Origin of the sequence: Streptomyces sp. NPDC094143, from assembly GCF_040303825.1 — a bacterium.
Lineage (GTDB): Bacteria > Actinomycetota > Actinomycetes > Streptomycetales > Streptomycetaceae > Streptomyces.
On the sequence record NZ_JBEOTZ010000027.1, the window covers coordinates 37,402 to 63,857 of the forward strand.

Here is a 26,456-nt window from a genome sequence, read left to right on the forward strand (position 1 = left end):
CTGCTTGTCCGCCCTGGTCAGCCGCCCGTACCGTCTACGTGGCCCCCTCAACCACCCCTTGGGCCCGCCAGCCACCCTTCGCCCGGTGAGGAACACGCATGCGCACCGCCCTGCTCCAGAGCTCCGGCCGCCCCGGCTCCACCGTCGAGAACCTCAAGGTCCTCGACGAGGCCGCGGGCCGGGCCGCCGCCGCGGGCGCCGGGCTGCTGCTCACCCCGGAGATGTTCCTGACCGGCTACGCGATCGGCGACGACATCGCCCGGCTCGCCGAACCGGCCGACGGCGACTGCGCGGACGCGATCGCCGAGATCGCGACGAGCCACGGGCTGGCGATCGCCTACGGTTACCCCGAGCGGGCCGGCGACGCGGTGTTCAACTCCGCCCAGCTCATCTCGGCCGACGGCACCCGCCTGGCGAACTACCGCAAGACCCACCTCTTCGGCTGCTTCGAACGCGACCACTTCACGCCGGGCGAGCAGCAGGTCGTCCAGGCCGAGGTAGCCGGCCTGCGCGTCGGGATCCTCATCTGCTACGACGTGGAGTTCCCGGAGAACGTCCGCGCCCACGCCCTGGCGGGAACCGACCTGCTGGTCGTGCCGACCGCGCAGATGCACCCGTTCCAGTTCGTCGCCGAGTCGATGATCCCGGTGCGGGCCTTCGAGAACCAGCTGTACGTCGCGTACGTCAACCGGGTGGGCCGGGAGAGCGAGTTCGAGTTCGTGGGCCTGTCCACGCTGGCCGGGCCCGACGGCATCGCCCGGACCCGGGCCGGGCGGGGCGAGGACCTCGTTTTGGCCGACGTCGACCCGGCCTTCCTCGCCGCGTCGCGCGAGAACAACCCGTATCTGCGGGACCGGCGCCCCGGCCTGTACGGGCCGCTCGTCTGAAACCCCCTGAACCGCCCGTTCGTTTCTGTGCAAGGAGTCCGTACCCCATGACGTCCACCGTGCCCAACGCCGTCGAGCACGCAGACGCGCAGCAGCCGCCGATCACCATGTTCGGCCCGGACTTCCCGTACGCCTACGACGACTTCCTCGCCCACCCGGCCGGTCTCGGGCAGATACCCGCCACCGAGCACGGCACGGAGGTCGCGGTCATCGGCGGCGGCCTGTCCGGCATCGTCGCCGCGTACGAGCTGATGAAGATGGGCCTCAAGCCGGTCGTCTACGAGGCCGACCAGATCGGCGGGCGGCTGCGCACGGTCGGCTTCGAGGGCTGCGAGGCGTCCCTCACCGCCGAGATGGGCGCGATGCGCTTCCCGCCGTCCTCCACGGCCCTGCAGCACTACATCGACCTCGTCGGCCTCGAGACGCGGCCGTTCCCCAACCCGCTGGCCGAGGCGACCCCGTCGACCGTCGTCGACCTCAAGGGCGAGTCGCACTACGCCGAGACCATCGACGACCTGCCGCAGGTCTACCGGGACGTCGCCGAGGCCTGGGGCCGGTGCCTGGAGGAGGGCGCCGACTTCTCCGACATGAACCGCGCCCTGCGCGAGCGGGACGTCCCGCGCATCCGCGAGATCTGGTCCCGGCTCGTCGAGAAGCTCGACAACCAGACCTTCTACGGCTTCCTGTGCGACTCCGAGGCGTTCAAGTCCTTCCGGCACCGCGAGATCTTCGGCCAGGTCGGCTTCGGCACGGGCGGCTGGGACACCGACTTCCCCAACTCCATCCTGGAGATCCTCCGCGTCGTCTACACCGAGGCCGACGACCACCACCGCGGCATCGTCGGCGGCTCCCAGCAGCTGCCGCTGCGCCTGTGGGAGCGCGAGCCGCAGAAGATCGTCCACTGGCCGCTCGGCACCTCGCTCGCGGGCCTGCACGAGGGCCGCGAGCCCCGCCCCGCGGTGACCCGGCTGCACCGCACGGCCGGCAACCGCATCACGGTGACCGACGCGCGCGGCGACATCCGCACCTACCGCGCCGCGATCTTCACCGCCCAGTCCTGGATGCTGCTGTCGAAGATCGACTGCGACGAGTCGCTCTTCCCGATGGACCACTGGACGGCCATCGAGCGCACCCACTACATGGAGAGCTCCAAGCTGTTCGTGCCGGTGGACCGCCCGTTCTGGCTGGACAAGGACGAGGAGACCGGCCGCGACGTCATGTCGATGACGCTCACCGACCGCATGACCCGCGGCACCTACCTGCTCGACGACGGCCCGGACAAGCCCGCCGTCATCTGCCTGTCCTACACCTGGTGCGACGACAGCCTGAAGTGGCTGCCGCTGTCCGCGAACGAGCGGATGGAGGTCATGCTGAAGTCGCTCGGCGAGATCTATCCCAAGGTCGACATCCGCAAGCACATCATCGGCAACCCGGTCACCGTGTCCTGGGAGAACGAGCCCTACTTCATGGGCGCGTTCAAGGCCAACCTGCCCGGCCACTACCGCTACCAGCGGCGCCTGTTCACGCACTTCATGCAGGACCGGCTGCCCGAGGACAAGCGCGGCATCTTCCTCGCAGGCGACGACATCTCCTGGACGGCCGGCTGGGCCGAGGGCGCGGTCCAGACCGCCCTCAACGCGGTCTGGGGCGTCATGCACCACCTCGGCGGCACGACCGACCCGACCAACCCGGGGCCGGGCGACGTCTACGACGAGATCGCACCCGTCGAACTGCCGGAGGACTAGCTCCGGAGCGGCGGTTCGGCCAGGGGCGTGAGCAGCATGCGCCCCGCCAGGCCCACCGCCGTGTCCAGGCGTTCGGTGAACTCCCCGGCGAGGTCGGGGAGTCCACGCAGGGCCCACAGGGCCCGGGCCGCCGTCCAGGCCGCGTCCCGGGCCCGTTCCAGGCTCCAGGAGCCGAGCAGATGGGTCAGCGGGTCGGCGATCTGCAGGAGGTCGGGGCCCGGCATCAGATCTTCGCGGATGCGCTCCTCCAGCGACACGAGGAGATCGCCCACGGTGTCGAACTCGTCCTCCAGCTCGGCCGGAGCGCAGTCGAGCGTACGGCAGGTGTCCACGACGGCCAGCGCGAGATCGTGGCCGATGTGCGCGTTGATGCCCGCCAGCGCGAACTGCAACGGGCGTACCCCGGGATGGCGGCGGAACTGGAACAGCGGCCGCCAGCAGGCCGGTGCGCGCCGGTCGCGGGCCGCCGCGTCGACCGCGTCCAGGTACCGCCGCGCGAACCGGACGTCCAGCGTGATCGCGGCGTACGGGTCCGCGAACCGCCCGGTGTCGACGTACCGGTCCACCGTCTCCGTCACGGCGAGGTAGACGCGGTTGAAGACCGCCACGCCGTCGCGCGGATGCAGGGCCGCGTCGAGGGTGCGCATACGGCGGACGACTCCGTCGACGGGTGTGTCCACGGCCGGGGGGACTTGTTCGCAGCGCGGCATGCGGGCAGAGTCCCAGCTCCAGGCCGGCGGAAGTACCGGCGGGCCCGGCGCTTCCCCGGAACGGGGGAACACCGCCCGCCGCAGGGGGAGGGGGAGCAGCACGGTGTCATGCTCGCGTGCCCAGCGCCTGGCCGCCCGCAGGGCCGCGCGCCGACGCGCCGCCCGGCGCGGCGCCATGGTCGCGGCGGCCGCCGTCGTGGTCGTGGCGGGTGCGGTCGCCGGGACGTTCTCCGCGTTCGACGGCGGTCGGCGCGGCTCCGACCGGGCCAGGACCCCCGAGGTGACCGCCTCCCCGCGCCTGGCGCCCCTGCCCGCGGTGCCGTCGCCGTCCCCGTCCGCGGCTGCGTCCTCGGCCTCCGCGTCCGCGCGTCCCTCGCCCTCGCCGTCCCCGTCGCGGAGCAGGGCCGTGCGGCACCAGCGCGACGCCCCGGCGGCCGGCCGGCTCTACCGCCACCCCGACTCCCAGGTGCTCGACTGGGTGCGCACCCACTCCGGCGACCCCCGGCACGCGGTCATCGCGTCCCGTATCGCCGAGCAGCCGGCCGCGGTCTGGTTCGCCGAGTACGCCCCGGACACCGTCACCGGCCGGGTCGCCGCCGTCACCTCGGGCGGGGCCGCCCAGGGCCGGGTGCCCGTCCTCGTGCCATACGCGATCCCCGGCCGGGACTGCGGCGGCCACTCCCAGGGCGGGGCGCCCGACCTGGACGCCTATGACTCCTGGATCGACCGGTTCGCCGACGGGCTGGGCTCCGGCGAGGTCATCGTCGTCCTGGAGCCGGACTCGGTCGCCCAGGCCGAGTGCCTCTCCGCCGGTGAGCGCGCCGACCGCTTCGCCTCCCTGGCCCGGGCCGGGCGGGTCCTGAAGGACGCCAACCCCCGGGCCCGCGTCTACTTCGACGCCGGGCACTCGGGCTGGAACGCACCGGGCAAGCAGGCCGCCTGGCTGCGCCAGGCCGGTGCCGCCTCGCCCGCGTCCTCGGACGGGATCTTCAGCAACGTCTCCAACTTCCACACCACCGCCGACGAGATCGCCCACGACCGGCGGGTCCTGGAGGCACTCGGCGGCCCGGCGAGCCTCGGCGCCGTCATCGACACCAGCCGCAACGGCAACGGCGCCCCGGCCGACGGCGAGTGGTGCGACCCCGCGGGCCGCGGCCTCGGCCGCACCCCGACCCTGACCACCGGCGAACCCCGGATCGACGCCTACCTGTGGGTCAAGCTGCCGGGGGAGTCGGACGGCTGCAGGGGCAGGCCCGGGACGTTCAACGCGTCCTACGCCTACGACTTGGCGTCGTCGTAGGACGAGGTGCCCTCGTCCAGCAGTGGCGTCTGCGTCCTCAGGTGGGCCGGGGCGAAGGCCCGCAGGGCGTGGTAGCCGGTGATGACGACCACCGTGCCGAGCGCGATGCCGCTCAGCGAGAAGGTGTCCGTGATCTCCATGGACACGTTGCCGACGCCGATGATGATGCCCGCCGCCGCCGGGACCAGGTTCAGCGGATTGCGCAGGTCCACCTCGGCGTTGATCCAGATCTGCGCGCCGAGCAGGCCGATCATGCCGTACAGGATGACGGTGATCCCGCCGAGCACCCCGCCGGGGATGGCCGCGACGACCGCGCCGAACTTCGGGCAGAGGCCGAAGAGCAGGGCGAAGCCGGCGGCGGCCCAGTAGGCGGCCGTGGAGTAGACGCGGGTCGCGGCCATCACGCCGATGTTCTCCGAGTACGTGGTGTTGGGCGGGCCGCCGACCGCGGTGGACAGCATCGAGCCGACGCCGTCGGCCGCGATCGCCGTGCCGAGCTTGTCGTCCAGCGAGTCGCCGGTCATCTCGCCGACCGCCTTCACGTGCCCGGCGTTCTCCGCGACCAGCGCGATGACGACCGGCAGGGCGATCAGGATCGCCGACCACTCGAAGGACGGGCCGTGCAGCGTCGGCAGTCCGATCCAGTCGGCCTGGCCCACACCGGAGAGGTCGAGACGCCAGTGGTCGGTGACCTTGCCGCTGCCGTCCGCGGAGTGGATCTTCCCGAAGGCCAGGTCGAAGACCCAGGAGATGCCGTACCCGAAGACCAGGCCCAGGAAGATCGCGATCCGGGACCAGAAACCACGCAGGCAGACCACCGCCAGCCCGGTGAACAGCATCACCAGCAGGGCCGTCCACTGGTCCTGCGGCCAGTAGGTCGAGGCCGTCACCGGGGCCAGGTTGAAGCCGATCAGCATCACCACCGCGCCGGTCACGATCGGCGGCATAGCGGCGTGGATGATCCGCGCCCCGAACCGCCGCACGGCGAGTCCCACCAGGAACAGCGCGGCGCCCACCACGAAGACCGCGCCGGTGACGGTGGCGCTGCTGCCGCCCTGCGCGCGGATCACCGCCGCCACCCCGACGAAGGACAGCGAGCAGCCCAGGTAGCTGGGCACCCGGCCGCGCGTGGCCAGCAGGAACACCACCGTCGCGACGCCCGACATCATGATCGCCAGGTTGGGGTCCAGGCCCATCAGGACCGGCGCCACGAAGGACGCCCCGAACATGGCCACCACGTGCTGGGCGCCGAGTCCGGCCGTGCGGGGCCAGGAGAGCCGCTCATCGGGCCGGACCACCGCACCGGGGGCCGGGACGCGTCCGTCGCCGTGCAGTTTCCAGCGGACGCCGAGATCCATGGGGGTGTCGCTTTCGTCGTGCGGGCAGCTGAGTCCGGACCATTGTCCGGGCTGCCGGGGCATGCTCCGTACACATGAGCGGACGCTTAGGATGGTGGTCGCTGTAGTAACCACCGATCCGTACGCCCAGGAGCCCCCGCCCGTGACCGCCGAAGCCCTGACCAGCCCCGCCCTGTCCCACGGCCGGCTGGTCCCCGTGACCGTCCACTTCGACGACCTGGACGCGCTGGGCCTGCTGCACAACGCCCGCTACCCGCTCATGGTGGAGCGGGCCTGGGCCGGACTGTGGCAGGAGCGGGGCATCCGCTTCGAGGGCGACTGGGCGGCCGCCGGCGACGCCTGCAACGCGGTGAAGGAGCTGACGATCACGTACGAGGCTCCGGTGAACCGGCCAGGCCCCTACGCCGTGCACCTCTGGCTGGAGCGTCTCGGCACGACCGGGCTCACCTACGGCTTCCGCTTCTGCTCGGCGGACGGCGCCACCACCTACGCCCGCGGCACCCGGGTCCTGGTCCGGCTGGACGCCGCCACGCTGCGCCCGGCCCCCTGGAGCGAGGAGTTCAGGGCCGCGGGCCGGGAACTGCTGCGTCCGGCCGGCTGATCTTCACCCGGTCGCCCGGGCGGAGCACCCGGGCGAAGACGACCAGGCCGCCGGAGAGCACCGTCACCAGGCAGAACGACACCATCAGGCTGGTCGCCTGGGCCAGCATCCCGATCGCGCTCGGCGCGATCAGGCCCGAGGTGTAGGTGATGGTCGCGACGCCGGCGATGGCCAGGCTCGGGTTGGCGCCGCTGCGGCCCGCCGCCGCGAAGCACAGCGGCACCACGACGGCGATGCCCAGTCCCATCAGCGCGAACCCCGCCATGGCCACCGCCGGATGTTCGGCGAGGACGATCAGCAGCCCGCCGAGGACGGCGAACACCCCGCTCGCCCGCACGGTCCGCACGGCGCCGAAGCGGTCCACGACCTTGTCGCCGGCGATCCGGGCCACGGCCATGGTGAGTGTGAAGCCCGTCGTGCAGGCCGCCGCGAGACCGGCCGAGGTCTGCAACTGCTCGCGCAGGTACACCGCCGACCAGTCCAGGCTCGCGCCCTCCGCGAACACCGCGCAGAACCCGATCGCGCCGATGAGCAGCGCCGAGCGGGGCGGCAGCGCGAACCGGGGCGGCGGCTCCTCGTCCTCGGCGGGCTGCAGGTCGAGCACCCACTGGCAGGACAGCACACCGGCCACGGTGAGGACCGCGGCGGCCAGGACATGGTGCAGCCGGGCGTCCGAGCCGAGGTGCGCGGCGAGCGTGCCGGCCGCCGAGCCGATCAGGGCGCCCGCGCTCCACATGCCGTGCAGCCCGGACATGATCGACCGGTCCAGGCGGTTCTCGACCTCGACGCCCAGCGCGTTCATCGCCACGTCCGCCATGCCCGCCGTGGCGCCGTACACGAACAGCGCCAGGCAGAGGGTGAGCAGGTTCGGCGCGAGGGCCGGCAGCACCAGCGACAGCGTCCACAGGGCGATCAGCCCCCGCAGCGCGTTGCGGGCGCCGAAGCGGTGGCTGACGCTGCCGGCCAGCGGCATCGCGATCGAGGCGCCGAGCGCGGGGAAGGCCAGGGCGATGCCCAGCTGACCGGCGCTCACCCCGGCGTGGTCCTGGATCCAGGGGACCCGGGTGGCGAACGAGCCGGTCACGGCGCCGTGCACCGCGAAGACGGCGGCCACGGCGTACCGCGACCGCTTCACCTCGCGCTGTGCGTCGACCACGTTGCCCATTCTGCGGTCCCCCTCCTGCTCGCTCGTGCACCACGTCGTGCGGCCGTAAACTATCAGGAACCCTGCCTGATAATAAGAGGGTCTCCCGTCGGGTCACGGCCGAGCGGTCCGACGATCTGGAAGGATCCCGGCATGCCCGCATCCCCGAGCACCGCCCGGGCCATCAACGACCGGCTCGCCCTGCGTCTGCTCCAGCAGGAGGGCCCGCTGACGGCGGGGCAGCTGAAGCAGCTGACCGGACTGTCCCGGCCGACCGTCGCCGACCTCGTCGAGCGGCTCACCGGCGCCGGCCTGATCGCGGTCGTCGGCGAGGCGGGCGAGCAGCGGCGCGGACCCAACGCCAAGGTGTACGGCATCGTCGCCGACCGGGCGCACCTCGCCGCGCTGGACGTGCGCACCGAGGGCGTGGCCGTGGCCGTAGCCGACCTGGTGGGGCGGGTGCTGGCCGAGGCGTCGGTGCCGATCGACGGGGGTGTGGGCACGGGCCCCGCCGTGGAGCAGGCGGTCGCGCTGGTCGAGCGCGCGGTCAAGGAGGCCGGGGCGGACCGGCTGCACACCGTCGGCATCGGGGCGCCCGGTCTGATCGACCCGGCCACCGGCGAACTGCGCGACTCCTCGGGACTGCCGGAGTGGCACCGCCGGCTGGTCGCCGCCCTCCAGGAGCGGCTGCCCGAGGCGCGGGTGAGCGTGGAGAACGAGACCAACCTCGCGGCCGTGGCCGAGCAGCGCGACGGCGCAGCCCGGGACCGCGACACGTTCGTCCTGCTGTGGCTGGGCCACGGCACGGGAGCGGCGGTGGTCCTCGACGGCGCGCTGCGCCGCGGTGCCTCCGGCGGCACCGGCGAGATCGGCTTCCTCCCCGTGCCGGGTACCGCAGCGCTGCCGACCGCCACCGACTGCGAGGGCGGCTTCCACTCCCTGGCCTCGGCGGCGGCGGTGGTGGACCTCGCCGGGCGCTGCGGTGTGCCGACGGCCGCCGATCGGCGGGCCTCGGCCGGGGGAGTGCTGCGGGCGGCGGCCGGACTGGTCCGGGATGCGGCGGCTCGGGACACCGCGCCCGCCGCCCGGTTTCTGGACGCCCTCGCCGACCGGCTGGCCGTCGGGGTCGCCTCGGTCGTCGCGATCCTCGACCCCGGGTGCGTCGTGCTCGGTGGTGAGGTCGGGCGGGCCGGTGGCGCGGAGCTCGCCGCGCGGGTGCGCGAGCGCCTCGCCCGGATGACCCCGCTGCCCACCGAGGTGCGGGCCACCACCCTGGGCGGCGGCGCGGTCCTGCGCGGTGCGCTGCTGACGGCGCGGGACCGCGCGCAGGACGAGCTGTTCACGCGCGGGGAGGCGGCGCCGCGCTGGTAGCGCCCGCGGCGGACGGGCGCGCCGCGCTTGCCCGGCGCTTGGGAGGCCCGACGGCGGGCAAGGGCCGTCGTCACCGCCGCCGGGCCGGTCCGTGGGGGGGTGGGAAGTGCCGACCCTGGCGCTGACCCTAGAAAGGACTAGACCACAGCGTCAATAGGTGTGTACCAAGCCGAGTCCCGGGCCGGGCGCGGGAGTTGGCGGACCGTCGCGCACGGGAAGGAATGTGCCACGTTCTGTGAGGCACCCCACACCGCTCGCCCGTCTGGACCCCGATCAGGCGTGGCACACTGGCCGTGTACCAGTAGCAGCGCACTCCGGGGTCGGTGAAAGTCCGAACCGGCGGTTACAGTCCGCGACCCGGTCGCCTCCAGCGGCCGGTTGACCAGGTGAAATTCCTGGACCGACGGTTAAAGTCCGGATGGGAGGCAGTGCGCGGCGAGCGGGCATCCGTGCGCGCCGCCCGAGCGGTCCGTCCTGAGGGCGGACTCCGTCCGGCGTCGTCCCCGGTGTTCCCGTTCGTTCCATCTGTCGTCATCGACAGCCCCGGAGTCCGTGCCCGAAGAGGCAGGAGGACCCGGGAAGTGTTCACCGGAATCGTCGAAGAGCTGGGCGAGGTCACCGCCGTCGAGACCCTCGACGACGCCTGTCGCTTCCGCCTGCGGGGCCCCGTCGTCACCCAGGGCGCGAAACACGGCGACTCCATCGCCGTCAACGGCGTCTGCCTCACGGTGGTCGACCACCAAGGCGACGAGTTCACCGCCGACGTCATGGCCGAGACCCTGAACCGCTCCAGCCTCGGTGCCCTCAGGGCCGGATCCCGCGTCAACCTCGAACGCCCCATGGCGGTAGGCGACCGCCTCGGCGGGCACATCGTGCAGGGCCATGTCGACGGCACCGGCGAGATCCTGGAGCGCAAGCCGTCCGAGCACTGGGAGATCGTGAAGATCTCCCTGCCCGCGGACCTCACCCGGTACGTGGTCGAGAAGGGCTCCATCACCGTCGACGGCATCAGCCTCACCGTCGTCGACGCCGGCCCGGACCACTTCACCGTGAGCCTCATCCCCACCACCCTCGACCTGACCACGCTCGGCCACAAGCAGCCCGGCGACCCGGTCAACCTCGAAGTGGACGTCATCGCCAAGTACGTCGAGCGGATGCTCGGCGACCGCGCGCAGGGGGCCGGCCGGTGAACACGCTGAACTCCGAGGCGTTCGTCCTCTTCGGCCAGCACATCCTCTGGTCCGACATGGTCGGCAACCTCTTCGGCCTGGCCGCCCTCGCCCTCGGCTGGCGGCGCTCCATCTGGACCTGGCCCGTGCAGTTCCTGGCCGGCCTCATCCTCTTCGGCGCCTTCTTCGGCCACCTGACAGGCAGCGCCGGCAAGCAGGCGGTCGTCATGGTCGTCGCCCTGTACGGCTGGTGGCAGTGGCAGCGCGGCACGGGCCGGGGCGAGGACGGCCACATCGCCGTACGGTTCGCCACCTGGCGCGAGCGCGCGGCGATGGCCGCGGCGGCCGCCGCCGGGACGGTCGCGGTGGCGCTGCTGTTCACGGCGTACCCGAAGCTGTCCTGGGACCCCTGGCCGGACGCCTACATCTTCGTCGGCACGGTGGTCGCCATGTACGCGCAGGCCCGCGGCATGGTCGAGTTCTGGTTCGCCTGGCTGCTCGTCGACCTCGTCGGTGTGCCCCTCAACTTCGCCAACGGCTACGCCTTCTCCGGCTTCGTCTACGTCATCTACGGCGCGCTCGTCCTGTGGGGCCTGCGCGACTGGTGGCTGCGCTCGCGTCAGGCCGCGCGGCCCACCCTGGAAGGAGCGCCGGCATGAGTGCCGCACCGATCCTGTACCGCACCGACGGTGAGTTCGAGGACCTGGTGCTCGACCCCGTCGAGCAGGCCATCGCCGACATCGCCGCCGGCCGCCCGGTCGTGGTCGTCGACGACGAGGACCGGGAGAACGAGGGCGACCTCGTCATCGCCGCCGAGAAGGCGACGCCCGAGATCGTCGCCTTCATGATGAGCGAGTGCCGCGGCCTGATCTGCGCCCCCATGGAGGGCGACGAACTGGACCGGCTGAAGCTCCCGCAGATGGTCGAGGACAACACCGAGTCGATGAAGACCGCCTTCACGGTCTCCGTCGACGCCTCCGCCGCCCACGGCGTGAGCACCGGCATCTCCGCCGCCGACCGCGCCGCCACCCTGCGGCTGCTCGCCGACGGCGTGTCCGGGCCCGGCGACTTCGTCCGCCCCGGCCACATCTTCCCGCTGCGCGCCCGGCCCGGCGGCGTCCTGACCCGCAACGGCCACACCGAGGCCGCCGTCGACCTCGCCCGCCTCGCCGGCCTGCGCCCGGCCGGTGCCATCGTCGAGATCGCCGGCGAGGACGGGCGCATGCTGCGCCTGCCCGAGCTGGTCCCCTTCGCCCGCAAGCACGGTCTGACGATCATCTCCATCGAGGACCTGATCGCCTACCGCCGCAGCAGCGAGCCCACCGTCCGCCGTGAGGCCAGGACCCGACTGCCCACCGCGCACGGCACGTTCACCGCCTACGGCTACCGCTCCACCGTCGACGGCGTCGAGCACGTCGCCCTGGTGCACGGCGACATCGGCGACGGCCAGGACGTCCTGGTCCGCGTCCACTCCGAATGCCTCACCGGCGACGTCTTCGGCTCGGCCCGCTGCGACTGCGGCCCCCAGCTGGAGGCGTCCCTGGCCCGCATCCAGGACGAGGGCCGCGGAGTCGTGGTCTACCTGCGCGGACACGAGGGCCGCGGCATCGGCCTGATGTCCAAGCTGCGCGCCTACGAGCTCCAGGAGCGCGGCCGCGACACCCTCGACGCCAACCTCGAACTCGGCCTGCCCGCCGACGCCCGCGACTACGGCGCGGGCGCGCAGATCCTCGCCGACCTCGGCGTGCGCGGCGTCCGGCTGCTGACCAACAACCCCGACAAGACCGACGCCCTCACCCGGCACGGCATCGTCGTCACCGCGCGCCTACCGATGCCGGTCAGCGCCGGCGAGCACAACCTCCGCTACCTGCGCACCAAGCGGGACCGGATGGGCCACGACCTGCCCTGGCTGGACACGACCACCGTGCCGGCCTGCGGCAACCAGTAACGAAGCACACTAGGGAGCAACGTGAGCGGCAAGGGTGCACCGGAACTGTCCGTACGCAATGTGGGTGATCTCCGGGTCGCCGTCATCGCGGCGCAGTGGCACGAGAAGGTGATGGACGGTCTGGTGGACGGCGCCCTGCGGGCCCTGCACGACCTGGGCATCGACGAGCCGACCCTGCTCCGGGTTCCCGGCAGCTGGGAACTGCCCGTGGTCGCCAAGGTCCTCGCGGGCCGCGGCTACGACGCGATCGTCGCCCTCGGCGTCGTCATCCGAGGCGGAACCCCCCACTTCGACTATGTGTGCCAGGGCGTCACCCAGGGCCTCACCCAGGTGTCCGTCGACACCGGCGTCCCTGTCGGCTTCGGCGTGCTGACCTGCGACACCGAGGAGCAGGCCCTGGACCGCGCGGGCATCGAGGGCTCCAGCGAGGACAAGGGGCACGAGGCGGTGACGGCCGCGGTGGCGACGGCGGCCACGCTCCGCTCAGTATCCGAACCCTGGCGCTGACGAACCGCACCTGTGGCATAGGCTGAGCGTCACCATGTCCAAGAAGACGTTCGAGGAGCTCTTCACCGAGCTCCAGCACAAGGCCGCCCACGGCGACCCCGCCACTTCCCGCACCGCAGAACTGGTCGGCAAGGGCGTCCACGCCATCGGCAAGAAGGTCGTCGAGGAGGCCGCCGAGGTGTGGATGGCCGCCGAGTACGAGGGCAAGGAAGCGGCCGCCGAGGAGATCTCGCAGCTGCTGTACCACGTCCAGGTGATGATGGTCGCCCGCGGCATCTCCCTGGACGACGTCTACGCCCACCTGTAAGCCGCACCCGTTACCGCCCGACCCCACGCAAAGGAAGCCGACCTCATGCTGCGCATCGCCGTCCCCAACAAGGGTTCCCTGTCAGGACCTGCGGCGGAGATGCTGCATGAGGCCGGCTACCAGCAGCGCCGCGAGTCCAAGGAACTGCGGATCGTCGACCCGACCAACGAGGTCGAGTTCTTCTACCTGCGCCCCCGCGACATCGCGATCTACGTCGCCTCCGGACAGCTCGACATCGGCCTCACCGGCCGGGACCTGCTCATCGACTCCGGCGCCGACGCCGAGGAGATCCTCCCGCTCGGCTTCGCCCGCTCCACCTTCCGCTACGCCGGCAAGCCCGGCACCATCAGCGGCCTGGCCGACCTGGCGGGCAAGACCGTCGCCACCTCCTACGAGGGAATCGTCGCCGGCCATCTCGCCGAGCACGGCATCGAGGCCTCCGTCGTCCACCTGGACGGCGCCGTCGAGACGGCCATCCAGCTCGGCGTCGCCCAGGTCATCGCCGACGTCGTCGAGACCGGTACCTCCCTGCGCAACGCGGGTCTGGAGGTCGTCGGCGAGCCGATCATGCAGTCCGAGGCCGTCGTGATCCGCCGCACCGGCGCCGACCCCGACGACCCCAAGGTCCAGCAGTTCCTGCGCCGCCTCCAGGGCGTCCTGGTCGCCCGGACGTACGTGATGATGGACTACGACTGCCGGGTCGAGCAGCTGGAGAAGGCCGTCGCCCTCACCCCGGGCCTGGAGTCGCCGACCGTCTCCCCGCTGCACAACGAGGGCTGGGTCGCCGTGCGCGCGATGGTCCCCGCCAAGGAGGCGCAGCGGATCATGGACGACCTGTACGACATCGGCGCCCGGGCCATCCTGACCACGGCCATCCACGCCTGCCGTCTGTAAGAGGGGCGTACACCGATGTCCGAGCTGCCCACCCTGCCCGTCACGTTCCGCCCGGGCAGCACCCGCGCCGTGCTGATCGGCGCCGCCGTCGCGATCCTCGTGGTGATCACGGCCGTCGCGATGCTGCTGAAGCAGCTCAGCCCCGCCGAGCGCCTCAGCTTCGTGGTCACGGCACTCCTGCTGGACGCCGTGCTGCTCCTGCTGGCGCGGCCCAAGGTGGTCGCCGACGAGGACGGCGTCACCGTGGTGAACCTCACGAACAAGCGCCGGCTGGCCTGGGCGGAGATCCTCCAGGTGACCCTCCGCCCCGGCGACCCCTGGGTGTTCCTCAACCTCAGCGACGGCACCAGCCTGCCCGCCCTGGGCATCCAGCCGGGCCTTGCCAAGCAGCGTGCCATCGCCGACGCCCGGGCCCTGCGGGCGCTCGTCGAGGCCCGCTCCGTCACGGACCCCGAGCGGCATCAGGGCTGAGGCGTGGCGAGCCGCACGGCGGTCGCCACTGCCGCACCGGGCGGTGTCTTGATTAATCTGTTGGCGGAGGCGCGACGGACGCGCCTTCGCCGCTGCTGCCCCGCCCGGTGCGCAGAGGCTTCCTGCTGACAGAGGAGTGACCCCCTCCGGCGATGGACGGATCGTCCTGCAGTACCTGCGCCGCCCCCTGCCGACATAGCGCGGACCGTGTCCGCGACCGTGCACAGGCGGCGGCATCATGACCACCCCCCTGCTGCTTCTGGCAGCCGCGTTCCTGCTGATTCTCGCCAACGGCTTCTTCGTGGCGGCCGAGTTCGGACTCGTGACGGTCGAACGGCCCGAGGCCGAGAAGGCCGCCGCCGAGGGCGACCGGCGCGCCCAGCGCGTCGTCGAATCACTCAGGGAACTGTCCTTCCAGCTCTCCGGCACCCAGCTGGGCATCACCATCACCTCCCTGGTCGTCGGCATGCTCGCGGAGCCGGCGCTCGCGGAGCTGCTGCACGGCCCGTTCACCTCGATCGGCGTACCTGAGGGAGCCGTCTCCGGCGTCACGGTCGTCGTCGGCATGCTGGTGGCCTCCGCCGTGCAGATGGTGATCGGCGAGCTGCTGCCCAAGAACTGGGCGGTGTCCAGGCCGCTGCAGGTCGCGCGTTTCGTCGCGGCACCGCAGCACGTCTTCGCCCGGCTGTTCCGCCCGGTCATCGCGGGCCTCAACGCCGTGGCGAACCGGCTCGTACGGGCCCTGGGCTTCGAGCCCGCCGAGGAGCTGGCCTCCGCCCGCACCCCCGGCGAGCTGGTCTCCCTGGCCCGCCACTCCGCCCTGGCCGGCGCCCTCGAACAGGACACGGCCGACCTCTTCGTGCGGACCCTGTCCCTCGGCGAGCTGACCGCGCAGCACGTGATGACGCCGCGCGTGAGGGTCAGTGCCCTGCAGTCCTCCGCCACCGCCGAGGACGTGGTCAACCTGACCCGCGCCACCGGCCTGTCCCGCTTCCCCGTCTACCGGGAGCGGATCGACGAGGTCGTCGGCATGGTCCACCTCAAGGACGCCCTGGCCGTGCCCGTCCAGGACCGGCTGCGCACCCCCGTGGGCCGTATCGCCCGCCCGCCGCTGCTCGTCCCCGAGACCCTGCCCGTGAAGCCCCTGCTGACCCGGCTGCGCAGCGAGCAGCCCATCGCGGTCGTCGTCGACGAGTACGGCGGCACGGCCGGTGTCGTCACGCTGGAGGACATCGTCGAGGAACTCGTCGGCGAGGTCCGCGACGAGCACGACGAGCACGACCTGCCCGAGCTGGCCGCCGCGCCGCCGGAGGACGGCAGGCCCGCCTGGGACGTCGACGGCAGCTGCCGCGTCGACGTGCTCCAGCGCATAGGCCTCGACGTCCCCGAGGGCCCCTACGAGACGGTCGCCGGCCTGATCGCCGATCTGCTGGGCAGGATCCCGGCCGTCGGCGACAAGGCGGAGCTGCCCGGCTGGCGCCTCGCGGTGCGCCAGGTCGGGCACTACCGCGCGGAGCGCATCCGGCTCGTGCGGACCGCCCCGGTGACCGCCAGGGCGGAGGCCGTCCGATGAGCGTGCTCCAACTCCTCTTCGCCGCGCTGCTCGTGCTGGCCAACGGCTTCTTCGTGGGCGCCGAGTTCGCGCTGGTCTCGGTACGCCGCAGCCAGATCGAACCGCTCGGCACCGCCCGCGCCCGCCAGGTCCTGTACGGGCTGGAGCGGCTGCCGCAGATGATGGCGGCGGCCCAGTTCGGCATCACGGTCTGCTCCCTGACCCTGGGCGCGGTCGCCGAACCGACCGTGGCCCACCTGCTGGAGCCGGTCTTCGAGCGGGTCCACCTGCCCGAGGGCGTGATCCACCCGCTCACCTATGTGATCGCCCTGGCCGCCGTGGTCTTCTTCCACCTCGTCATCGGCGAGATGGTCCCGAAGAACCTGGCGATGGCGGCGCCCGAGAAGGCCGCGCTGTGGCTCAGCCCCGGCCTGGTCTGGTTCGCCCGCTTCTGCAAGCCGGTCACCGTCGCCCTCGGCGCCGTCTCCCAGGGCATCCTGCGGCTCTTCCACGTCGAGCCCAAGGACGAGGTCGAGGCCGTCTTCACCAGCGAGCAGCTCAACCGGCTGGTGGAGGACGCGGGGCAGGCGGGCCTGCTCGACCCGGAGGAGGCCGAGCGCCTGGAGGACGCGCTGGAGCTGGGCTCCCGCCCGGTGACGGACGTCCTGCTGAAGCGCGAGTCCCTCGTGACGGTCAGCCCCTCGGTCACCCCGGGGCGGATCGTCGAGCTGACCGCCCGCACGGGGTACTCCCGCTTCCCGGTCGCGGCGGACAACGGCGCGTTCATGGGCTACCTGCACGTCAAGGACGTCCTGGACCTGGAGGACTCGGACCGGGCCGTGCCGCAGCAGCTGTGGCGGCCCATGACGACCCTGCGGTCGGAGCTGCCGCTGGACGACGCGCTGACGGTGATGCGGCGGGCGGCGACGCACCTGGCGCAGGTGGCCGACGGCTCGGGCAGGGTGCTCGGGCTGGTCGCCCTGGAGGACGTGCTGGAGCTGCTGGTCGGGGAGGTGCGGGACCCCGCCCACCGCCAGGTGCGCGAGGTACGGCTGACCGAGCCGCGGTCGGGCGAGGAGGTGCTGGCGACGTAGCGGCGCTCCACGCCGGGCCGCGGCCCGGCACCACGCCGGTACCTCACGGTCCGGGCGGATCCTGCGGGCCCCGCCCGGACAGCACCTCCCCGTACGCCTGCATCAGATCCGGCAGCCGCAGGGTCGCCAGGTCCTCGCGCCCCAGCACCCCGGGATACACCGACAGCCGCAGATCCCGGTAGGCGCAGCTCTTCTCGTACAGCGTCCGCAGGAACCGCCCGTTGCCCAGTTCGTCGATCCACCCCTGGTCCACCACGTGCCCGGCGATGGAGCGCAGCTCGTCCAGGGCCTCCTCGTCCCAGACGTCGCCGTTCTCCGCGGCCAGCACCTTGCCGATCTCGGTGAGTTCCAGGGGACGGTAGGACGGGAAGTCGACGCGTGTGGTGAAGCGGGACGACAGCCCGGGGTTCGCGGCGAGCAGCCGGTCCATGCCCTCCGGGTAGCCGGCCAGGATCACCACGAGGTGGTCGCGGTTGTCCTCCGCCCGCTTCAGCAGCACCTGGAGCGCCTCGTCGCCGTACGCGTCGCCCTTGCCGTATCCCGAGTTGGACAGCGCGTACGCCTCGTCGACGAAGAGGACGCCCCCGAGGGCCGAGTCGATCAGCTCGTTCGCCTTCACGGCGGTCTGCCCGAGGTACTCGCCGACCAGATCGGCGCGCTGGGCCTCCACGAGATGGTCGCCGCCGAGCAGCCCGAGGGCGTAGAAGACACGGCCGAGGATGCGGGCGACGGTGGTCTTGCCGGTGCCGGAGGGGCCGGAGAAGACGAAGTGGCGTTTCGGCGGCTGGACCGGCAGCCCCTGGCCGGCCCGCAGCCGGGCCATGTTCAACTGCGCCGACAACGCCTTGACCTGGCGCTTCACCGGCTCCAGCCCGACCATCCGCTCCAGCTCGGCGAGCGCCTCCTCCAGTAACGCGGGGTCGGTGGGCCCGGTGGGCAGGGACGGCGTCGGGCCGGTCCTCGCGCGGACCGCGGGGCCCGTGACCGGTGGCAGGGGAGCGGAGGCGGGCGGCTCCAGGTCGGGCAGTCTCAGCTCGCGCCCCTCGGTGCCGAAGAGCGGGTCGAAGCCGTCCGGCCCGTCCACGGCGTCCTGCCCGGCACCGGTGAGCGTGATCGCCGCGAGGCCGGCGGCGTCCTCGTAGCCGTCGCCCTCGGCGATCGCGGCGAGCCGGGCCGAGGTGTCCATGAACGCCGGGTCGACCCGGTGCACGGCCCGGTACAGGGGGAGCGCGGCGGCACTGCGGCCGGTGCCCTCATGGGCCCGGGCCAGCCAGTAGCGCAGCTCCTTGCGCTGCGGCTGCTCGCTGCGGCAGCGCATCAGCGCGGCGGACAGCAGCGGTTCGGCCTGCCCGTACATCTCCAGCCGCACCCGGGCCATGCCGCCGAACAGCCCCGCCTCGATGCCGAGCACGGGGTCGTCGAGGAGCGGGTCGGTGTGCCGGACCAACTGCTCCCAGTCCTTGACCAGATAGGCGCGGCAGGCGTGCAGGAAACGGACCTGGTGGTCGGTGTCCACCGGCGGCAGCCCGGCGAGCGCCCGGTCCAGCTCGGGGACATGGCGGCCGTCCAGCCAGTGCGAGGCGTGCGCGAGCAGCAGGTCGCGCGGGCTCTCCAGCACGGGCTGCACCCACCAGCCCAGCCAGTACCAGGAGTTGAGCGTGCGGTGGTAGCGGGTGCGCTGTTCCCCGAAGCGGTCCCGGTGGCGGAACATCTTCAGCAGCGCGGTCGTCGTGTCGACGCGCAGCGCGTGCAGTCCGAGCCAGCCGTCGGCCATCCCGGGATCCATCCGCACGGCGGCCCGGAACTCCTCCTCGGCCTGTGGATAGGCGCCCATGGTGTACGCGTCCACGCCCCGCAGCCAGGCGAGGTCGGCCGGGGCCTGCGGGCCCTGCGTGCCGAAGTCCATCCCGTCCCCCACGAAGCGTGCCCCCGTCGGTCTGCCAACGAGCCGTCCCCCGGCCGGCTGCCCTGCTCGAACCGCTGTGCCGCGGACCGGAGTTGCACCGTGCGCAGCAACCGTCCGCAGGTCGCGACGAGGGCATCGTACCCGCGAGGACGGCGCGTCCGTAGGGTGCCGCACGGACCGTTCGGCGAGGTGGGAGGGGCTGCGGCGCGGTCGCGGCCGGTGACCGAGGGTGAGCGTTCGACCTCGCGCGGCGCCCGCGGAACCGGGAAAAGACAGAACGAAGCCCCCGGTCACGGGGGAACAACCGGGGGCTTCGCGTCCTGGGGCGGCCCTCGACGGCCGCACATTGAGAACGTAAGACCTGTACGGCCCGCCGGTCAAGCCGAGTTGAGGCACTCCGGGAAGTTGCCCGGCAAGGCGCCTTCACAAGTTCAGCACACCGCGGGGGGTTCGTCACCCTGAGTGAGGGGTGGGTCCGGTGGGGGGCTTCCCGCAGGCCTCGTGAGCACCTCATAACCCACTTCAACCTGGCGTACCAGAGCATCGGCGAACGGCCGGGAGGGGTCCTCGGCGAAGTGCCGGCGCTCGGCCGGGACCCAGCCGTTCCAGAACTCCCGCTGTTCCTCCCCGTCCCGGGAGCGACCCCGCGCCCAGGCCTCCTCGCGCGGCAGGTCCAGCCACAGCAGCAGGGCCAGATGGGGGCGGAGCGCCCGGCGTCCCGCGCCGACGCCCTCCAGGAGGAGCACCGGGGCGGGCGGCAGCGGGCGGGGCGGGCCGAAGCGGCGGGCCCGCCAGTCGTAGGGGGAGTAGTGCGCGGTACGGCCGTGGGCCAGCGGTTCGATCACCTGCTCCAGCAGCCGCCCGGTCCAGTCGAAGAGTTCGTCGTGGCTGGCGACGTCGTCCAGGCGCAGCACCGGCGCGCCGCCCAGCGCCCGGGCCAGCTCCCCGGTGAACGTGGTCTTGCCGGAGCCGGCGTGCCCGTCGACCCCGACGAGCCGGACGGGACCGCAGGAGGGGGGCAGGCGGCGGATCCGCGAGGCCAGTTCGGCGAGGGCGGGCCCCGGCGCGGGGCGGAAGGGCGCGTTCATCTCGCGCAGCACTCTAACGACGGGTTCGCACCGTTCCAACGCCGGTGTCACGCCGCTCCAACGCCGGTGTCGTCGCCCGGCGCCACAGGTCGACGCCAATATTGGTGGGCGTGGCGCGGGTCGAAGTGCTGGCAGGACCGGGCGGGCTGTGCTCATATGTGGCGCACACACGAATGCGACCGACCGTGTGCCGGACCTGCCCCGCCCCTGCCCGACTCCGACCACCGGGGGTCCCGTCATGAGCAGAGTCGACCAGCCGTCCCGCAGAACCGTCCTGGCCGCCATGGCCGCCGCCGCCGTCACCGCGAGCGCGGGCCCGGCGGCCGCCGAACCCGAGGCCACGATGACGACCGACCTCGCCGCCGCCGACCGGGTCGTCCCGGCCCGGACCGTGGACAACCGGGCCTGGTTCTCCCACGGCGACTGGTGCTCCGGAACCGCCCGGGGCACCCGCGCCGTCGCCGGCGACCACCCGGGCCTGGTCCTCGCCACGCCCGCCGGAACCACCGCCTACACGGACCCGCACACCGGCACCACCGCCTCCTGGGAGTACGGCACCTGGACGTCCTCCGTGCACCGGCTCGCCGTCCCCGCCACGGAGGCGATCGTCTCCTGGAACGCGCACACCCCGCCCGGCACCTGGATCCAGATCGAGGCCCGGGCCACCTACCCGGACGGCACCAGCAGCCCCTGGTACGTGATGGGCCGGTGGGCCGCCGGCGACGAGGACATCCGCCGGACCTCCCTCGACGACCAGAGCGACGGCCGCAGCACCGTCTGGACGGACACCCTGGCGGTCGACGACCCGTCGAGCGGACTGCGCCTGACCGCCTGCCGTCTGCGTCTGACCCTGTACCGCAGGCCCGGCACCCGGGCCACACCCACCGTCCGGCGGCTGCACGTGATGGGTTCCGACGTCCCCGCCCGCTTCACCGTCCCGGCCTCCCGGCCCGGCCTCGCGAGGGAACTGGCCGTCCCGCGCTACTCGCAGGAGATCCACAAGGGGCAGTACCCCGAGTACGACAACGGCGGCGAGGCCTGGTGCAGCCCCACCTCCTCCCAGATGATCATCGAGTACTGGGGCGGCCGGCTCACCCCCGAGCAGCTGGCCTGGGTGAACCCCTCGTACGCCGACCCGCAGGTCTGCCACGCCGCCCGGTTCACCTACGACCATCAGTACGGCGGCTGCGGCAACTGGCCGTTCAACGCCGCCTACGCGGCCACCTTCGAGGGCCTCGGGGGCGTGGTCACCCGGCTCGGCTCGCTGGCCGACCTGGAGACGCTGATCGCGGCCGGCGTCCCGGCCATAACGTCCCAGTCCTTCACGAAGGGGGAGCTGACCGGGGCCGGGTACGGCACCGCGGGGCACCTCATGACCGTCATCGGCTTCACCGCGGACGGTGACGTGATCGCCAACGACCCGTACTCCGAGAGCAACGAGGCCGTGCGGCGCGTCTACCGGCGGCGCGAGTTCGAGAACATCTGGCTGCGGACCAAGCGGTACAACAGCTCCGGCGCGGTCGCCTCCGGCACCGGTGGCGTCTGCTACCTGTACTTCCCGGCGAGCCCGACCGCGGCCCAGCGCGAGGCCCTGGCGGCCGTGGGCGTACGCGTGTGACCAAGCTCTCGGCCGCATAAGCCGCTCCGGGTGGCAAGGTGGGACAGAACTTCGGGGGAAGTCCGTCCGCACCACCGAACGAGCGAGAACCATGACCGCGTACTCCGCCACCGCCTCCGTCACCACCTCCGCCGCCGGCGTCCGCACCGGCGGCCCTCGGGAAGACGGCCCGAAGATCGTCGAGCACGTCATGGGCTGGACCCTGGTCGTGGTCGTCGCGATGCTGGTGACCCAGCTCGGGCTGCTGTGACCTGACCCACGCCCCGGGTGTGGGGCCTGCCATACTGCGAAGGTCCCGCCCCCGCCCGTGAGACCAGGGTCGAAATTGAATATCAGCCCCCAGCCCGCCGCGCGCCCCCGGGCCCGCGGCACCGAGCGCTCGACGGCGCGCCGTGCCGAACTCATCGCCATCGGGCGGAGGTTGTTCGCCGACACGTCCTACGACGCCCTGTCGATGGACGACATCGCCCGGCAGGCGCACGTCGCCAAGGGGCTGATCTACTACTACTTCCAGTCCAAGCGCGGCTACTACCTGGCGATCATCCAGGACTCCGTCACCGAGCTGATCACGCTGGCGGCGAGCGGTCCCGAACTGCCCCCGGTCGACCGGGTCCAGCGCACCGTCGACACCTATCTGCGCTACGCCGAGCACCATCAGGCCGCGTACCGCACGATCGTCAGCGGCGGCGTCGGCTTCGACACCGAGGTGCACGCCCTGCGCGACGGGGTGCGCGCGGCCGTCGTCGCCACCATCGCCGAGGGGGCGTACGGCCGCGCCGACGTCACCCCGCTGGCGCGCATGGCCCTGCTCGCCTGGGTGTGCAGCGTCGAGGGCGCCACGCTGGAGTGGATCGACCGTCCGGATCTGCCCCGCGCGACCATGTGCGAGCTGCTGGTGAAGACGCTCGGCGGCACCCTGCGGGCCATCGAGGAGCTGGACCCGGCCCACCGGGCTCCCGAACCCGCCCGCCGGGGCGCGTGAGCCCGGGCGCATGAGAAAGGGGCGGAGCGTCCGCACGGACCCTCCGCCCCCTCGATCGCCCGGGGCCTACTCGATGGCCTTGATGAGCTCGCCGTCGGCGGTGTCGCCGCTCAGCTCCCAGAAGAACGTGCCGCCCAGCCCCTGCTGGTTCTTGTAGTCCATCTTGGTCGCGATGGTCGCCGGGGTGTCGTAACTCCACCAGTCGCTGCCGCACTTGGCGTACGCCGTGCCGGCCACCGTCCCCGTCGCCGGGCACTTGGTCTTGAGGACCTTGTAGTCCTCGATGCCCGGCTCGTACGTGCCCGCCGCCGGGCCGGTCGCGGTGCCGCCGGGCGCCGCCTGGGTGACGCCGGTCCAGCCGCGGCCGTAGAAGCCGATGCCGAGCAGCAGCTTCGAGGCGGGGATGCCGAGGCCCTTCAGCTTCGCGATGGTCGCGGAGCTGTGGTTGTCCGCCTTCGGTATGCCGGCGTACGAGGTCAGCGGCGAGTGCGGGGCCGTCGGTCCGGCGGCGTCCCAGGCGCCGAAGAAGTCGTACGTCATCGGGTTGTACCAGTCGACGTACTGGGCGGCGCCCGCGTAGTCCGCGGCGTCGATCTTGCCGCCCGGGGTGGCGTCGGCGGTGATCGCCGCGGTGACCAGGTTCTGCGAGCCGAACTTGGCGCGCAGGGCCCGCATCAGGTTCGTGAAGGCGTCCTTGCCGCTGGTGTCGCAGGTGGCACCGCAGGCGTTCGGGTACTCCCAGTCGATGTCGATGCCGTCGAAGACGTCGGCCCACTTGGAGTTCTCGACCAGGTCGTAGCAGGACTGCGCGAACGCGGCCGGGTTCTTCGCGGCCTCGCTGAACCCGGCCGACCAGGTCCAGCCGCCGAAGGACCACAGCACCTTGAGGTCCGGGTGCTTCTGCTTCAGCTTGCGCAGCTGGTTGAAGTTGCCGCGCAGCGGCTGGTCCCAGGTGTCGGCCTTGCCGTCGACGGACTCGGCGGCGGTGTACGCCCGGTCGGTGGCGGCATAGGCGTCGCCCATGGCGCACTTGCCGCCGGTGACGTTGCCGAACGCGTAGTTGATGTGGGTGAGCTTGGCGCCCGAGCCGGACGTCTCGATGTTCTTGACGTGGTACTTGCGGTCGTAGGTGCCCCATTCGGTGAAGTACCCGAGGACCTTGGAGCCGGCCGCCTCGGCCTGGGGGGCGGCCTTCACGTCCGCGGCGGCCTCCTGAGCCGAGGTCGCCGCGGTGGCGGTGGTGCCCGCGCCGGCCAGCAGCCCGGCGCCGAGGACGGCGCAACAGGCGGCGGACACGATGGCCCGGAAGCGGGAGGGGTGGGGGGTGTGCATCCGGTGTCTCCTCGTGGGGGGAGGGGAACGCCGCGCTCATTGGCATGAACGCGGTGAGTCGGTGGAGCGAAACAGTAGGAGGACTAGACCAGTTGGTCAATGGTGCGGACCAATCTCGCCGCCGCCGACGCACTCCGCCCTTTCTCGAAGTAAGCGGTCGTTAACTGGTGACGCCATGCGTCCGATCGGGCATACTCACAGCGCACAGCCGCTGGTCAGCAGCTTCCGCGACCCGGGACTGCAAGCATCGGCCAGGCACCAGAACGACCCGGCGGCGCCGCCCCCACCCTTGGGCACGTCCGCCAGCGCCCGACAGGGAGGAGAGCGTCGCCATGCCCGACCGCGCCCCGCAGCCGGTGGACCGGCAACTGCCCACGCAGGAGGCCCGGGACCTGATCTCGCTCGTCCGCGACATCGCGCAGCAGGAGATCGTCCCGAAGGCGGCCGAGGAGGAGGACGCCGGCCGGTTCCCACGCGAGCTGTTCACCCTGCTCTCGCGCTCCGGCCTGCTCGGCCTGCCCTACGACTCCGAGTACGGTGGCGGCGACCAGCCCTACGAGGTGTACCTCCAGGTCCTGGAGGAGCTCGCGGCGGCCCGCCTCACCGTCGGCCTCGGCGTCAGCGTGCACACCCTTGCCTCCTACGCCCTCGCCGCCTACGGAACCAAGGAACAGCAGGTCGAGCACCTGCCCGCGATGCTCGGCGGCGGCCTGCTCGGCGCCTACTGCCTCTCCGAGCCGCACTCCGGGTCGGACGCCGCCGCGCTGCGCACCCGGGCCGTGCGGGACGGTGACGACTGGGTGATCACCGGTTCCAAGGCCTGGATCACCCACGGCGGCATCGCCGACTTCTACACGGTCATGGCGCGCACCGGCGAGGAGGGCCCGCGCGGGATCACCGCCTTCCTGGTGCCCGGCGACGCGCCGGGGGTGAGCGCCGCGCCGCCCGAGAAGAAGATGGGCATGAAGGGCTCGCCCACCGCCCAGGTCCACTTCGACGGCGTGCGGGTCCCCGGCACGCGGCGCATCGGCGAGGAGGGGCTGGGCTTCGCGATCGCCCTGTCGTCCCTGGACTCCGGGCGGCTCGGCATCGCGGCGTGCGCGATCGGCCTGGCGCAGGCGGCGCTCGACGAGGCGCTGTCGTACGCGGCGCAGCGGCGCCAGTTCGGCAAGCCGATCGCCGACTTCCAGGGGCTGCGCTTCATGCTCGCCGACATGGCGACGCAGATCGAGGCGGGCCGCGCGCTCTACCTCGCGGCGGCCCGGCTGCGCGACGCGGGCCGGCCGTTCGCCCGGCAGGCGGCCATGGCCAAGCTGCACTGCACCGACACGGCGATGCGGGTCACCACCGACGCCGTGCAGATCCTCGGCGGCTACGGCTACACCGCCGACTTCCCGGCCGAGCGCTACATGCGCGAGGCCAAGGTGCTGCAGATCGTCGAGGGCACCAACCAGATCCAGCGGATGGTCATCGCCCGCCATCTCGTGGGGCCAGAGGAACGCTGAACTGGTCCAGGCCCCGCCAGGGCGCCGCGAGCCGCATCCACTCCGGGTCGTGCCGGCCCGGCAGAGTGCGCCCGCGCTCGGCCCAGGCGCGCATCAGGTCGCGGTAGATCGGCGGGTCCTGATACCGCGGCGGACTCGGCCGAACCGATTCTGCGGGCGGTGGGACGTAGAGGAGGCGCTGACGCCCGGTCGCTGAGGAGATGGGGGTCATACCCGGGCAACGCGGCAGAGGCCGGACAGGTCACCGCATGGTGGAATCGGGCGTGCGTTCCCCGTGCGCCCGGCCCCGGGCGCACCGGGCCCGCACCACGGCAGTCAGGGTGCCGTGGCGCGGGCTGGTCATCGGGGTGGAGCGAACGGGCGGCGAGGGTCCGCGCTCAGGCCGCGTCGCGGCGCATGACGGGGACCCTGATCGGACGCGAGCCCGGGCCGCCGACGTGCGAGAAGGGCTGCGTGCGCCAGTCGAGTCCCTGAGGGAGCGTCAACAGCAGGGCGGTGTCCTGCTCCTGCGGATCCACGGACTCGTCCGCCGGGCGGGCGTCCGCGGCCCTGCGGCCGGTGCCGGCACAGACCGTGAGCCCGAACGGGTTCCACGGCGAGGCGCACAGCGCGTGCTCCGGCAGCACCTCCTCGTCCGCCAGCAGGGCGATGGGCTGCGCGCAGTCCGGGCAGACGACCCGGAACATCTCGAAAGTGTCGTACGCGTCGAGTTCGTCGTCGAACGCGTCGGGTTCGACGCCCTCCGGCTCGGGCTCGACGACGAGCTGCGGCCGCTTGGGTGCGGTGCGACCAGGGCGCTTGAGGCTCTGCATTGGGTACTCCCCCTCGGGCTGGGCCGTATCAGGCACTGCGGCCTCGACCACAGCAAGCACTTCCCGTCCCCCCGGGGCGGTAATCACGAGAACATCACGGAGACTGTTCGAGGCCTGTGGCGTTCGTCACATGCCGCGCGCGGGTGCTCCCTGCG

Annotated in this window: 25 protein-coding genes and 1 riboswitch; of the genes, 18 read left to right on the forward strand and 7 right to left on the reverse strand. The window is 72.5% G+C overall.

Features of this window, described 5'->3' with window-relative positions:
• Window positions 1–98 precede the first annotated feature (98 nt).
• Together ABTZ58_RS28745 and ABTZ58_RS28750 are read left to right on the forward strand one after the other, a co-directional pair.
• Window positions 99–887, forward strand: coding sequence for a carbon-nitrogen hydrolase family protein (locus ABTZ58_RS28745; RefSeq protein WP_351362710.1), 789 nt, complete (start codon window positions 99–101; stop codon window positions 885–887).
• 47 nt (window positions 888–934) lie between these two features.
• Window positions 935–2,632, forward strand: a complete 1,698-nt coding sequence (locus ABTZ58_RS28750) for a flavin monoamine oxidase family protein (RefSeq protein WP_351362713.1) — start codon at window positions 935–937, stop codon at window positions 2,630–2,632.
• On the opposite strand, the gene ABTZ58_RS28755 is transcribed toward ABTZ58_RS28750, so the two are convergent.
• Window positions 2,629–3,342: a DUF5995 family protein gene (locus ABTZ58_RS28755; RefSeq protein WP_351362716.1), complete on the reverse strand. Its 714-nt coding sequence runs from the start codon at window positions 3,340–3,342 to the stop codon at window positions 2,629–2,631. The two genes, ABTZ58_RS28750 and ABTZ58_RS28755, sit on opposite strands and share 4 nt — an antisense overlap.
• A 175-nt stretch (window positions 3,343–3,517) precedes the next feature.
• Here ABTZ58_RS28755 and ABTZ58_RS28760 point away from each other — a divergent pair, with 175 nt between their 5' ends.
• On the forward strand, window positions 3,518–4,642 hold the full coding sequence (locus ABTZ58_RS28760) for a glycoside hydrolase family 6 protein (protein ID WP_351362894.1): 1,125 nt from the start codon (window positions 3,518–3,520) through the stop codon (window positions 4,640–4,642).
• On the opposite strand, the gene ABTZ58_RS28765 is transcribed toward ABTZ58_RS28760, so the two are convergent.
• Window positions 4,621–6,000, reverse strand: coding sequence for a uracil-xanthine permease family protein (locus ABTZ58_RS28765; protein WP_351362719.1), 1,380 nt, complete (start codon window positions 5,998–6,000; stop codon window positions 4,621–4,623). The genes ABTZ58_RS28760 and ABTZ58_RS28765 overlap by 22 nt on opposite strands.
• A gap of 142 nt (window positions 6,001–6,142) precedes the next feature.
• On the opposite strand from ABTZ58_RS28765, the gene ABTZ58_RS28770 reads away from it, so the two are divergent.
• Window positions 6,143–6,601 (forward strand): acyl-CoA thioesterase, encoded by a 459-nt coding sequence (locus ABTZ58_RS28770; protein WP_351362722.1) that lies wholly within the window; start codon window positions 6,143–6,145, stop codon window positions 6,599–6,601.
• On the opposite strand, the gene ABTZ58_RS28775 is transcribed toward ABTZ58_RS28770, so the two are convergent.
• On the reverse strand, window positions 6,561–7,766 hold the full coding sequence (locus ABTZ58_RS28775; protein WP_351362725.1) for an MFS transporter: 1,206 nt from the start codon (window positions 7,764–7,766) through the stop codon (window positions 6,561–6,563). The genes ABTZ58_RS28770 and ABTZ58_RS28775 overlap by 41 nt on opposite strands.
• A gap of 132 nt (window positions 7,767–7,898) precedes the next feature.
• On the opposite strand from ABTZ58_RS28775, the gene ABTZ58_RS28780 reads away from it, so the two are divergent.
• The 10 genes from ABTZ58_RS28780 to ABTZ58_RS28825 all read left to right on the forward strand — a co-directional run bounded on the left by ABTZ58_RS28780 (window position 7,899) and on the right by ABTZ58_RS28825 (window position 17,058).
• Entirely contained in the window at window positions 7,899–9,116 is a 1,218-nt protein-coding gene (locus tag ABTZ58_RS28780; protein WP_351362728.1) for an ROK family transcriptional regulator, read from the forward strand.
• 305 nt (window positions 9,117–9,421) lie between these two features.
• A riboswitch (FMN riboswitch) is annotated at window positions 9,422–9,552 on the forward strand.
• Between the two features lie 145 nt (window positions 9,553–9,697).
• Window positions 9,698–10,306 (forward strand): riboflavin synthase, encoded by a 609-nt coding sequence (locus tag ABTZ58_RS28785; protein WP_351362730.1) that lies wholly within the window; start codon window positions 9,698–9,700, stop codon window positions 10,304–10,306.
• On the forward strand, window positions 10,303–10,944 hold the full coding sequence (locus ABTZ58_RS28790) for a nicotinamide mononucleotide transporter family protein (RefSeq protein ID WP_351362733.1): 642 nt from the start codon (window positions 10,303–10,305) through the stop codon (window positions 10,942–10,944). Before ABTZ58_RS28785 ends, ABTZ58_RS28790 begins: the two co-directional genes overlap by 4 nt.
• Entirely contained in the window at window positions 10,941–12,233 is a 1,293-nt protein-coding gene (locus ABTZ58_RS28795; protein ID WP_351362736.1) for a bifunctional 3,4-dihydroxy-2-butanone-4-phosphate synthase/GTP cyclohydrolase II, read from the forward strand. Before ABTZ58_RS28790 ends, ABTZ58_RS28795 begins: the two co-directional genes overlap by 4 nt.
• Window positions 12,234–12,254: 21 nt before the next feature.
• Window positions 12,255–12,740, forward strand: a complete 486-nt coding sequence (gene ribH, locus ABTZ58_RS28800; protein ID WP_031116695.1) for a 6,7-dimethyl-8-ribityllumazine synthase — start codon at window positions 12,255–12,257, stop codon at window positions 12,738–12,740.
• Between the two features lie 34 nt (window positions 12,741–12,774).
• On the forward strand, window positions 12,775–13,047 hold the full coding sequence (locus ABTZ58_RS28805) for a phosphoribosyl-ATP diphosphatase (protein ID WP_007491392.1): 273 nt from the start codon (window positions 12,775–12,777) through the stop codon (window positions 13,045–13,047).
• Window positions 13,048–13,092: 45 nt separating this feature from the next.
• Window positions 13,093–13,941 carry an ATP phosphoribosyltransferase gene (hisG, locus tag ABTZ58_RS28810; RefSeq protein ID WP_351362740.1) on the forward strand — a complete coding sequence of 283 codons (849 nt, stop codon included), beginning with the start codon at window positions 13,093–13,095 and terminating at the stop codon, window positions 13,939–13,941.
• A 15-nt stretch (window positions 13,942–13,956) separates the two neighbouring features.
• Window positions 13,957–14,412, forward strand: a complete 456-nt coding sequence (locus ABTZ58_RS28815; protein WP_351362743.1) for a PH domain-containing protein — start codon at window positions 13,957–13,959, stop codon at window positions 14,410–14,412.
• Window positions 14,413–14,650: 238 nt separating this feature from the next.
• Window positions 14,651–15,985 carry a hemolysin family protein gene (locus ABTZ58_RS28820; protein ID WP_351362746.1) on the forward strand — a complete coding sequence of 445 codons (1,335 nt, stop codon included), beginning with the start codon at window positions 14,651–14,653 and terminating at the stop codon, window positions 15,983–15,985.
• On the forward strand, window positions 15,982–17,058 hold the full coding sequence (locus ABTZ58_RS28825) for a hemolysin family protein (RefSeq protein ID WP_351362749.1): 1,077 nt from the start codon (window positions 15,982–15,984) through the stop codon (window positions 17,056–17,058). Before ABTZ58_RS28820 ends, ABTZ58_RS28825 begins: the two co-directional genes overlap by 4 nt.
• Before the next feature lie 43 nt (window positions 17,059–17,101).
• On the opposite strand, the gene ABTZ58_RS28830 is transcribed toward ABTZ58_RS28825, so the two are convergent.
• A complete protein-coding gene (locus ABTZ58_RS28830; protein ID WP_351362752.1) occupies window positions 17,102–18,964 on the reverse strand; it encodes an AAA family ATPase in 1,863 nt (620 codons plus the stop codon).
• Between the two features lie 431 nt (window positions 18,965–19,395).
• A complete protein-coding gene (locus ABTZ58_RS28835) occupies window positions 19,396–20,052 on the reverse strand; it encodes a hypothetical protein (protein WP_351362755.1) in 657 nt (218 codons plus the stop codon).
• Between the two features lie 238 nt (window positions 20,053–20,290).
• Here ABTZ58_RS28835 and ABTZ58_RS28840 point away from each other — a divergent pair, with 238 nt between their 5' ends.
• The 3 genes from ABTZ58_RS28840 to ABTZ58_RS28850 all read left to right on the forward strand — a co-directional run bounded on the left by ABTZ58_RS28840 (window position 20,291) and on the right by ABTZ58_RS28850 (window position 22,652).
• Window positions 20,291–21,670 carry a C39 family peptidase gene (locus ABTZ58_RS28840; protein WP_351362758.1) on the forward strand — a complete coding sequence of 460 codons (1,380 nt, stop codon included), beginning with the start codon at window positions 20,291–20,293 and terminating at the stop codon, window positions 21,668–21,670.
• A gap of 91 nt (window positions 21,671–21,761) precedes the next feature.
• A complete protein-coding gene (locus tag ABTZ58_RS28845) occupies window positions 21,762–21,920 on the forward strand; it encodes an SCO1431 family membrane protein (protein WP_351362761.1) in 159 nt (52 codons plus the stop codon).
• Window positions 21,921–21,995: 75 nt separating this feature from the next.
• Window positions 21,996–22,652: a TetR/AcrR family transcriptional regulator gene (locus tag ABTZ58_RS28850; RefSeq protein WP_351362764.1), complete on the forward strand. Its 657-nt coding sequence runs from the start codon at window positions 21,996–21,998 to the stop codon at window positions 22,650–22,652.
• A 66-nt stretch (window positions 22,653–22,718) separates the two neighbouring features.
• On the opposite strand, the gene ABTZ58_RS28855 is transcribed toward ABTZ58_RS28850, so the two are convergent.
• The gene (locus ABTZ58_RS28855) at window positions 22,719–23,984 is read right to left on the reverse strand and encodes a glycoside hydrolase family 18 protein (protein WP_351362767.1); all 1,266 of its coding nucleotides are present in this window, start codon (window positions 23,982–23,984) and stop codon (window positions 22,719–22,721) included.
• Between the two features lie 332 nt (window positions 23,985–24,316).
• Between ABTZ58_RS28855 and ABTZ58_RS28860 the strand changes: the two genes are divergently transcribed.
• Window positions 24,317–25,489: an acyl-CoA dehydrogenase gene (locus tag ABTZ58_RS28860; RefSeq protein WP_351362770.1), complete on the forward strand. Its 1,173-nt coding sequence runs from the start codon at window positions 24,317–24,319 to the stop codon at window positions 25,487–25,489.
• A gap of 377 nt (window positions 25,490–25,866) precedes the next feature.
• Here the strand turns inward: ABTZ58_RS28860 and ABTZ58_RS28865 are convergent, their stop codons facing one another.
• Window positions 25,867–26,301: a hypothetical protein gene (locus tag ABTZ58_RS28865; protein WP_351362772.1), complete on the reverse strand. Its 435-nt coding sequence runs from the start codon at window positions 26,299–26,301 to the stop codon at window positions 25,867–25,869.
• Window positions 26,302–26,456: the final 155 nt, after the last annotated feature.